Below are 10,033 nucleotides of genomic sequence, written 5' to 3' on the forward strand. Positions count from 1 at the left end.
ATCGGGGAAACGGAACTGATGACCCGGGCGTGTTGCCGGGTCACCCGCGAAATCAAAACGGCCAAGCGGCACTCAAAAACGACGCGGCGCGCCCTGAAGCGCGCCGCGTCGGCAATTATGCGATCTTGCCGTGGCACTGCTTGTACTTCTTGCCGCTACCGCACGGGCACGGGTCGTTGCGGCCGACCTTCGGCACGTTGTCGGTATGCATATGCACGGCGGCCTGCGGCGCTGCGCCGTGGCCGTGGCTCATCGCGTCGCCGATCATCGCGGCGGTGGCCGCTTCGGCTGCAACCGGCGCGGCGGCGCCGGCTTCTGCGAACTCGGCATGACGGAACTCGACGTTCTCCAGATGACCGCCCTGCTCTTCCATCTGTTCCGCGGCCGCTTCGAGCTGCTCCGGCGACTGGATCTGCACGTTCATCACGATGCGCGTAACTTCGAGCTTCACCGCGTCGAGCATCGCGGCGAACAGTTCGAACGCCTCGCGCTTGTATTCCTGCTTCGGGTTCTTCTGCGCATAGCCGCGCAGATGGATGCCCTGACGCAGATGGTCGAGCGCGGCCAGATGTTCGCGCCACGCGCGGTCGAGCGTCTGCAGCATGATCGAGCGCTCGAACGCGCTGAACGATTCGCGGCCGACCAGCTGGACCTTCGCCTCGTACCCCTCGTCCGCGGCGGCTTCAACCGCTTCGAGAATCTCGTCCGGGCTGATCGAGTTCGACTCGTTGATCATTTCCTGGATCGCGAGGTCGAGCTGCCATTCGTTGCGCAGCACTTCTTCGAGCTCGGGCACGTCCCACTGCTCTTCGATGCTGCCCACCGGCACGAACTGATGCACGATGTCAGAAATCACGCCATGACGCATCGCGGTGATGGTCTCGGTGATGTCGTTCGCTTCGAGCAATTCGTTGCGCTGCTGGTAGATCACCTTGCGCTGGTCGTTCGACACGTCGTCGTATTCGAGCAATTGCTTACGAATATCGAAGTTGCGCGCCTCGACCTTGCGTTGCGCCGATTCGATCGAACGCGAGACGATGCCTGCTTCGATCGCCTCGCCTTCCGGCATCTTCAGACGGTCCATGATCGCGCGCACGCGGTCGCCCGCGAAAATGCGCAGCAGCGGATCTTCCAGCGACAGATAGAAGCGCGACGAACCCGGGTCACCCTGACGGCCAGCACGGCCGCGCAGCTGGTTGTCGATCCGGCGCGACTCATGACGCTCGGTGCCGATGATGTGCAGACCGCCCGCGGCCTTCACCTGATCGTGCAGCGTCTGCCATTCGTCGTGCAGCTTCTGGATGCGGCGTTGCTTTTCGTCGTCGGAGAGCGTTTCGTCCTGTTCGATGAACGACGCCTGCTTCTCCGCGTTGCCGCCGAGCACGATGTCCGTGCCACGGCCGGCCATGTTGGTTGCGATCGTGATGCGTTGCGGACGGCCCGCTTCGGCGACAATCGCCGCTTCGCGCGCGTGCTGCTTCGCGTTCAGCACTTCGTGCGGCAAGCCGGCCTGCTTCAGCAGATGCGACAGCAGCTCCGAGTTCTCGATCGACGTCGTGCCGACCAGCACCGGCTGCCCGCGTTCGTAGCACTCGCGGATGTCGCGGATCACCGCGTCGTAGCGTTCCTTCGCGGTCTTGTAGATCTGATCCTGCTTGTCGATCCGCTTGGGCGGACGGTTGGTCGGGATCACGACCGTTTCGAGACCGTAGATCTCGTTGAATTCGTACGCTTCGGTGTCGGCCGTGCCGGTCATGCCGGCCAGCTTCGCGTACATGCGGAAGTAGTTCTGGAACGTGATCGACGCGAGCGTCTGGTTCTCGCTCTGGATCTTCACGTGCTCCTTCGCCTCGACCGCCTGGTGCAGACCGTCCGACCAGCGGCGGCCGGCCATCAGACGGCCGGTGAATTCGTCGACGATGATCACTTCGCCGTTCTGCACGACGTAGTGCTGATCCTTGAAGAACAGCGTGTGCGCGCGCAGCGCCGCGTACACGTGGTGCATCAGCGTGATGTTCTGCGGCGCGTACAGGCTTTCGCCCTCGCCGATCAGGCCCCACTCGGAGAGCAGCCGCTCCGCCTTTTCGTGGCCAGACTCGGTCAGGAACACCTGACGGCCTTTTTCGTCCAGCGTGTAGTCGCCCGGCTTCTCGACGCCGGTGCCGTCCGCCTTCTCTTCGCCGATCTGGCGCTCGAGCAGCGGCGGCAGCGCGTTCATGCGCACGTAGAGTTCGGTGTGATCTTCGGCCTGGCCGGAGATGATCAGCGGCGTACGCGCTTCGTCGATCAGGATCGAGTCCACCTCGTCGACGACCGCGAAGTTCAGGCTACGCTGCACGCGCGCGTCGGTCTCGTAGACCATGTTGTCGCGCAGATAGTCGAAGCCGAATTCGTTGTTGGTGCCGTAGGTGATGTCGGCGGCGTACGCTTGCTGCTTCGCCGTGTGCTCCATCTGCGACAGGTTGATACCGACCGACAGACCGAGGAAGTTATAGAGACGCGCCATCCATTCGGCGTCGCGCTGCGCGAGGTAGTCGTTGACCGTGACCACGTGGACGCCGCGGCCCGACAGCGCGTTCAGGTAGACCGGCAGCGTCGCGACGAGCGTCTTGCCTTCGCCGGTGCGCATTTCGCTGATCTTGCCGTAGTGCAGCGCCATACCGCCGATCAGCTGCACGTCGAAGTGGCGCATCTTCAGCACCCGCTTGCTGGCCTCGCGGCAGACCGCGAACGCCTCCGGCAGGATCTTGTCGAGCGATTCGCCGCTCGCGACGCGCTGGCGGAATTCACCCGTTTTGGCGCGCAGTTGGTCATCCGTCAATTGCTCGATCTGCGGCTCGAGCGCATTGATCGCCGCGACGGTCTTTTGATATTGCTTGACAAGCCGCTGATTACGGCTGCCAAAAATCTTCTGTAGAAAACCGGTGGTCATCGGATCGGTGTCTGCGTCGCGGCTTCGGCTGGCTCGCGGTGTGCGCTACATGCATACCGCGCCTGGGTCGGAAAGTCCTCGGCGGCTTAGTCCAAGAGTGAATTCGAATCGGGCATTTTAGCACGCGCCTCCGGCTGCGCTCGTGTCGTAGCCGTGACGGCGCCGGCTCTGGCCGGCCCTGTCGGGCAACCTTCGGCGCGGCGCCGACCGGCATCGCAAGCTGCCCGCGCGGTACAATCGCGGCGTGAGCGCGCATGGGGCGAGCTCACGTGTCAATGCCAAACATGAGCCGTTTTTCGTCCTTTTCAAGGCCGCCGAAGCAGTTCGACCTGCGCCGCCCGCAACCGCTCGCCGAGGTTCTCGGCCGCACGGACGCGTTCGCGGCGCTGCGCGCGGGCGTCGAGCAGATCGCCGCGCTCGAGAAGGACCTGCGCGAGCTTTTGCCCGATTATCTGGCGACGAGTGTCGAGCCCGGCTTCATCAAGGAGGGCGTGCTGGCCCTATTCGCCGCGCACAACGCGCTTGCGGCGCGTCTGCGGCATCTGGAGCCGCGGCTGCTGGTCGATTTGCAGCAGCGCGGCTGGCCCGTGCAGTCGCTGAAAATTCGCGTGCGGCCGCAGCCGCTGAAAGAACCGCCGCCCGTCAAGCAGGCGCGCATGACGCCGGCCGGCGCCGCCGCGCTGCAGGCGTTGAGCGAATCGCTCGAGCCGTCGCCGTTGCAGGAAGCGCTTGCGCGCATGGCCGCGCGGCATCGGCGCAATCGCTGAACGCTGAACGAAAAAAACGGCCCCGAGGGGCCGTTTTTCATTTGCCTGCCTGTCACGCTGGCTTTATGCGAACGCCGTCTGCGTTTCGTACGCGAAGCCGCGCGGGGCTTTCTGCGTGTCTTCGAAGGTGACGAGTTCGTACGAGTCTTCGTGCGCGAGCAGCTCACGCAGCAGCGCGTTGTTCAGGCCGTGGCCCGACTTGTATGCGGTGTACGACGCGAGCAGCGGGTGACCGACCACGTACAGGTCGCCGATCGCGTCGAGCATCTTGTGCTTGACGAACTCGTCGTCGTAACGCAAACCGTCGTTGTTCAGGATGCGGTACTCGTCGAGCACGATCGCGTTGTCCATGCTGCCGCCGCGCGCGAGGCCGAGCTCACGCATCATTTCCACTTCATGCGCGAAGCCGAACGTGCGGGCGCGCGCAATTTCGCGCACGTACGACGTGTTGGCGAAATCCACTTCCAGCGCCTGACCGGTTTTGTCGACGGCGGGGTGACGGAAGTCGATCGTGAACTTGAGCTTGAAGCCGAAATACGGATCGAGGTGCGCGAACTTGTCGCCGTCGCGGATTTCGACCGGCTTCGTGACCTTGATGAATTTCTTCGGCGCGTTCTGCTCTTCGATACCCGCCGACTGGATCAGGAACACGAACGAACCCGCGCTCCCGTCCATGATCGGGATTTCTTCGGCGGTGACGTCGACGTAAAGGTTGTCGATGCCAAGACCGGCGCAGGCGGACATCAGATGCTCGATGGTCGACACGCGCGCGCCGTCTTTCTGCAACACGGAAGCCAGACGCGTATCGCCAATCGCCATCGCCGACGCAGGAATGTCCACCGGCGTGGGCAAATCCACGCGCGAAAACACGATGCCAGTGTCCGGCCCCGCCGGACGGAGCGTCAGATTGACTTTACGGCCGGAGTGCAACCCGATGCCGACCGTCTTGACGATCGATTTGATTGTGCGCTGCTTCAACATGGTGGTCTTCTATTCGATTGAAAATCCTAATCAGGATTTTTTATTCCATAGCCGCAATTATACTCCAATCCCCAGACCAGCGTCTTTGCGGGGAACGTGACAATCTGTTTCGCTGCATTACCCATTGGGCTTAGCGATGGAAAGCGTGACGGGCCGATGCCCCGGAACGGAGGCGTTTCCGGTCATCGGCCCGCGTAACGGCCTGTCACAAAAGCGTCGTAATCACCGTTGCCCTAACGCCACGCGGCATAAGCACGCGGGCCGCGGCGAAGGTGCGACGTCAGGAACTAGCTCAACGTCGCGAGGATACTCGCTGCATCGCTGACTTCGAATTTGCCGGCAGCCTCGACGTTCAGCGTCTTGACCACGCCGTCGTCGACCACCATCGCGTAGCGCAGGGAACGAATCCCCATGCCGCGCGCCGACAGATCCTGCTCCAGACCAAGCGCCCGTGTAAAAGCCGCACTACCGTCCGCCATCATGCGCACCTTGCCCGAGGTGTGCTGATCGCGTCCCCACGCGCCCATCACGAACGCGTCGTTGACGGACACGCACCAGATTTCGTCGATGCCGGCAGCGCGCAACTGCTCGGCAAGCTCGACATAGCCCGGTACATGTTTGGCCGAACAGGTCGGCGTGAACGCGCCGGGCAATCCGAAGATCACCACGCGTTTGCCCGCCGTCTGCTCGCGCACGTCGAAACTGTTCGGTCCGATCGTGCAGCCCGCCCGGTCGTCTTCGACGTACTCGAAGAGCGTCGCGTCGGGCAGCTTTTCACCTTCCTTGATCATGCTCAGTCCTTTGCATCGATGCGAAGCATCGCTCGCACGTCATCGTGTCGCAGTGAATATCGGTTCGGCCCTTGCAACTATAAGCCACACCGCGCGGCGACAGTCACTCCGTCCGCTTCGCGAATCCGCAGAGGGCAGTTGCCCCCGCCGCGAACCAGACGATACGCGACCTGCTTGCCGTTCACCCGCCACGCTCGTGCATTCGTTCGCCAGCGCTGCACCTGCGATGCGACTCGCAGCGCGGCAACGAAGCCTGCCCGTGCGCTCAGTCCGCCTGCTTGCGCAGGAATGCCGGAATGTCGTACGTATCGACGCCCTTTTCCTGCAGCGCCTGCACGTGCGAGGCCGCCGTGTCGCGCGACGTGCGCCACACCGCCGGCGTGTCGAGCGCGCCGTAGTCGGCCGTGCTGGCATGGCCTGCCGCCGGTGCATACGCTGCGTGCGCCATCGCGCCGACCGGCTGGTTGTCGGTGCCGGTGCGCAGCAGCGTCATCGGTGCCGATTGCTGCTTCTTCGCCGCACGGCCGAGACCCGTTGCCACGACCGTCACGCGCAGCGCGTCGCCCATCGCATCGTCGTACACGGCGCCGAAGATCACCGTGGCATCTTCCGCGGCATAGCTCTTGATCGTGTTCATCACTTCGCGCGTTTCCGACAGACGCAGCGAACGGCTCGACGTGATGTTGACCAGGACGCCACGCGCGCCCGACAGATCGACGCCTTCCAGCAGCGGGCTCGCGACGGCCTGCTCGGCCGCGAGACGCGCGCGATCGACACCGGCGACCGTCGCCGTGCCCATCATCGCCTTGCCCTGCTCGCCCATCACGGTCTTCACGTCTTCGAAGTCGACGTTCACGAGACCGTCGACGTTGATGATTTCCGCAATGCCCGCGACCGCGTTGTTCAGAACGTCGTCAGCGCACTGGAAGCACTTGTCCATCTCGGCGTCGTCGCCCATCACCTCGAACAGCTTGTCGTTCAGCACGACGATCAGCGAGTCGACGTGATCCTCCAGTTGCTGCGAACCGGCTTCCGCCACGCGCATGCGCTTGCCGCCTTCGAATTCGAACGGCTTGCTGACCACGCCGACGGTCAGAATGCCCATTTCCTTCGCGATCTGCGCGACGACCGGTGCCGCGCCCGTGCCCGTGCCGCCACCCATGCCGGCGGTGATGAACACCATGTGCGCGCCGCGCAGTGCGTCGGCGATGCGCTCGCGTGCTTCTTCAGCGGCGGCGCGGCCCATTTCCGGCTTGGCTCCTGCGCCCAGCCCCGTGTTGCCGAGCTGGATCACCGCGGTGGCGCGCGAGCGCGACAGAGCCTGCGCGTCCGTGTTCATCACGATGAAGTCGACGCCTTGCACGCCTTTGTTGATCATGTGCTGAACGGCATTGCCGCCAGCGCCACCGACTCCGACGACCTTGATGATGGTGCCGCTCGTTTCGGTTTCCAGCATCTGGAATTCCATGTTGCCTCCGTCAAGATAAAAAGTTACTGCCACTCGGCGTTATCCGGCAGGAGATCGGGCAACCTCCTGTCGCGCACCGGCCGCCGGCACCAGCGCGAATTTCTCGAAACCCTTGCTCAGAAGTTGCCGAGGAACCAGTCCTTCATGCGCGAGAACACCTGTCCCATCGACCCCGACTGCACCGCAACCTTGCGCCCGCGCATACGCTGCGAGCGCCCTTCGACGAGCAGGCCCATCGCCGTCGAATAGCGCGGATTGCGCACGACGTCGGCGAGACCACCCGCGTACTCCGGCACGCCAATGCGCACCGGCTTCAGGAAAATGTCCTCACCGAGCTCGACCATGCCGATCATCATCGACGCGCCGCCCGTCAATACGACGCCTGAGCTCAGCAGTTCTTCGTAACCCGACTCGCGCACCACCTGCTGCACGAGCGAAAACAGTTCTTCGACACGCGGCTCGATCACGGCCGCCAGCGCCTGGCGCGACAGCGTGCGCGGACCGCGCTCGCCGAGACCCGGCACTTCGATCATCTCGTCCGGATCGGCGAGCGCCTGCTTGGCGATGCCGTAATCGACCTTGATGTCTTCGGCATCCGGCGTCGGCGTGCGCAGCGCCATCGCGATGTCGCTGGTGATCTGATCGCCGGCGATCGGAATCACGGCGGTGTGGCGGATCGCGCCTTCGCTGAAGATCGCGATGTCCGTGGTGCCGCCGCCGATGTCGACCAGCACCACGCCCAGTTCCTTTTCGTCTTCCGTCAGCACCGCGAGCGACGACGCGAGCGGCTGCAGGATCAGGTCGTTCACTTCGAGGCCGCAGCGGCGCACGCACTTGACGATGTTCTGCGCCGCGCTGACCGCGCCGGTGACGATATGCACCTTCACTTCGAGGCGGATGCCGCTCATGCCGATCGGCTCGCGCACATCTTCCTGACCGTCGATGATGAATTCCTGCGTGAGGATATGCAGCACCTGCTGATCGGTCGGGATGTTGATCGCCTTGGCCGTTTCGATCACGCGCGCGACGTCGGCCTGCGTGACTTCCTTCTCCTTGATCGCGACCATGCCGCTCGAATTGAAGCTGCGGATATGGCTGCCGGCGATCCCGGTGAACACGTTCGTGATCTTGCAGTCGGCCATCAGCTCGGCTTCTTCGAGCGCGCGCTGAATCGACTGCACGGTGGCTTCGATATTCACCACCACGCCCTTCTTGAGCCCCTTCGATTCGCTCTGGCCGAGACCGATCACCTCGTAGTGACCCTCGCCCTTCAACTCGGCGACGATGGCCACCACCTTCGACGTCCCGATGTCGAGGGCGACCAGCAGATCCTTATAGTCTTTACTCATAGCGTGCTCAGTGCGTGTGATGTCCGTTTACTTCTTGCCCTTGTCGGGTTCGCTGATGAAGCGCATGCCAGCGGCACGAATCGCGAAACCGTTCGGATAGCGCAAGTCCGCATTCTCGATATCCTTTCCCCAACGTTGCGTCACCGCGCCCCATGCCGCGGTCAGGCGTTTGCTGCGATCGGCAAGCGTGTCCTGATTGCGTTCGCGGCCCAGCTCCACCTGCGTGCCGTTCGACAGCTTCACCGTCCACGCATAGCGCGGCGACAGCGTCACTTCCTCGGGCGTCGCGTTGATCGCCGCGAACCACTTCTGAAAGTCGTGATACCGCGCGACGACTTCCTTCGCCGTACCGTCCGGGCCGTCGAACGCGGGCAGTTCCCCGTCGAGCTCGCCCTGGTTCGCGGTGAACAGTTCGCCGTCCACGCTCACCAGCTGATCGCTGCCCCACGTCCCTAGCGGCTTGTACTCCTCGAGCGTGACAGCCAGTGCATTCGGCCACACGCGCCGCACGCTCGCGTGACGCACCCACGGCATCTGCTCGAACGCCTGCCGCGCGGCGTCGAGATCGACCGTGAAGTAGTTGCCCTTCAGGCGACCCACCACGCCGGCGCGCACCGTCGGCGAATTGATGTGCTCGGTGTCGCCGTCGATCTGGATCTCGCGCAGCGCGAAATTCGGGCGCTGGATCATCCAGTAACCGCCCGCCGCCAGCAGCACGAGCACCAGCAACGCGTGCAGCGCGTTGGTGGCGAGATTGAGCTGGCGAACGTTGTTCCACATGGTGTTGCTTGCGCTTACCCTGGTTAATCCTGCAGCGTCAGCGCCAACACGCCGACCACGAGTTCCTGATAGCTGATGCCGACCGCACGCGCCGCTTTCGGCGGCAGCGAGTGATCGGTCATGCCAGGCGCCGTGTTCACTTCGAGGAAGTACGGCTTGCCTTCGCCATCGAGCATGAAGTCCGCGCGGCCCCAGTCGGTGCAGCCGAGCACGTCGAACGCGCGGCGTGCGAGCACTTTCAGGCGCGCTTCCTCTGCGGCGCTCAGACCGCACGGAATCAGATACTGCGTGTCGTTGGCGATGTACTTCGCGTGATAGTCGTAGAACTCGCCGGCCGGCACGATGCGGATCACCGGCAGATCCAGATTGCCGGCGATGCACGCGGTGTACTCGCCGCCGCCTTCGATGCTCTTCTCGACCACGACGATACGGTCGTACTTCACGGCCTCGATCAGCGCGGCCGGCAGCGCGTCCGCGCTCTTCACCTTGATCACGGCGACGCTCGAACCTTCGCTCGCCGGCTTCACGAACAGCGGCAGACCAAGCTTCGCGACGATTTCTTTCGCGCGCGCTTCGTAGTCGTCACCGCGCAGCACCGCTTCGAACGGCGGCGTCGGAATGCCGAGCTGCTGCCACACGAGCTTGGTGCGGAACTTGTCGAGACCGAGCGCCGAGCCGAGCACACCGCTACCGGTGTAGCGGATGCCGTAAAAATCGAGCGCACCCTGGATCTGCCCGTTTTCGCCGTAGCCGCCATGCAGCGCGTTGAACGCGCGCACGAAGCCCTCTTCCTTCAATGCCGACAACGGACGCTCGGCCGGATCGAACGGATGCGCGTCGACGCCGGCGTCGCGCAGACCTTGCAACACGAGGCGTCCGGAATTGAGCGACACTTCGCGCTCGGCGGAATTACCACCGAGCAGCACGGCCACCTTGCCGAATTTTTTCGGATCGATACTGCTCAT

General features: G+C 63.7%; 8 protein-coding genes. 1 reads left to right on the forward strand and 7 read right to left on the reverse strand.

Annotation, left to right across the window (positions count from 1 at the left end; genetic code table 11):
• Window positions 1-115: 115 nt before the first annotated feature.
• A complete protein-coding gene (gene secA, locus AB3X95_RS08830) occupies window positions 116-2,932 on the reverse strand; it encodes a preprotein translocase subunit SecA (protein ID WP_176121915.1) in 2,817 nt (938 codons plus the stop codon).
• A gap of 284 nt (window positions 2,933-3,216) precedes the next feature.
• Here secA and AB3X95_RS08835 point away from each other — a divergent pair, with 284 nt between their 5' ends.
• Entirely contained in the window at window positions 3,217-3,699 is a 483-nt protein-coding gene (locus AB3X95_RS08835) for a DciA family protein (RefSeq protein WP_176104989.1), read from the forward strand.
• A 63-nt stretch (window positions 3,700-3,762) separates the two neighbouring features.
• On the opposite strand, the gene lpxC is transcribed toward AB3X95_RS08835, so the two are convergent.
• The 6 genes from lpxC to AB3X95_RS08865 form a co-directional block, all read right to left on the reverse strand.
• On the reverse strand, window positions 3,763-4,680 hold the full coding sequence (lpxC, locus tag AB3X95_RS08840; RefSeq protein WP_368621084.1) for a UDP-3-O-acyl-N-acetylglucosamine deacetylase: 918 nt from the start codon (window positions 4,678-4,680) through the stop codon (window positions 3,763-3,765).
• Between the two features lie 287 nt (window positions 4,681-4,967).
• Window positions 4,968-5,471 carry a peroxiredoxin gene (locus tag AB3X95_RS08845; protein WP_368621085.1) on the reverse strand — a complete coding sequence of 168 codons (504 nt, stop codon included), beginning with the start codon at window positions 5,469-5,471 and terminating at the stop codon, window positions 4,968-4,970.
• Between the two features lie 265 nt (window positions 5,472-5,736).
• On the reverse strand, window positions 5,737-6,939 hold the full coding sequence (gene ftsZ, locus AB3X95_RS08850) for a cell division protein FtsZ (protein ID WP_013090606.1): 1,203 nt from the start codon (window positions 6,937-6,939) through the stop codon (window positions 5,737-5,739).
• Between the two features lie 116 nt (window positions 6,940-7,055).
• The gene (ftsA, locus tag AB3X95_RS08855; RefSeq protein WP_008921172.1) at window positions 7,056-8,288 is read right to left on the reverse strand and encodes a cell division protein FtsA; all 1,233 of its coding nucleotides are present in this window, start codon (window positions 8,286-8,288) and stop codon (window positions 7,056-7,058) included.
• A gap of 27 nt (window positions 8,289-8,315) precedes the next feature.
• On the reverse strand, window positions 8,316-9,068 hold the full coding sequence (locus AB3X95_RS08860; RefSeq protein ID WP_176365561.1) for a cell division protein FtsQ/DivIB: 753 nt from the start codon (window positions 9,066-9,068) through the stop codon (window positions 8,316-8,318).
• Between the two features lie 23 nt (window positions 9,069-9,091).
• On the reverse strand, window positions 9,092-10,033 hold the full coding sequence (locus AB3X95_RS08865; RefSeq protein WP_176121918.1) for a D-alanine--D-alanine ligase: 942 nt from the start codon (window positions 10,031-10,033) through the stop codon (window positions 9,092-9,094).

Origin of the sequence: Paraburkholderia sp. BR13444, from assembly GCF_040948755.1 — a bacterium.
Lineage (GTDB): Bacteria > Pseudomonadota > Gammaproteobacteria > Burkholderiales > Burkholderiaceae > Paraburkholderia > Paraburkholderia youngii.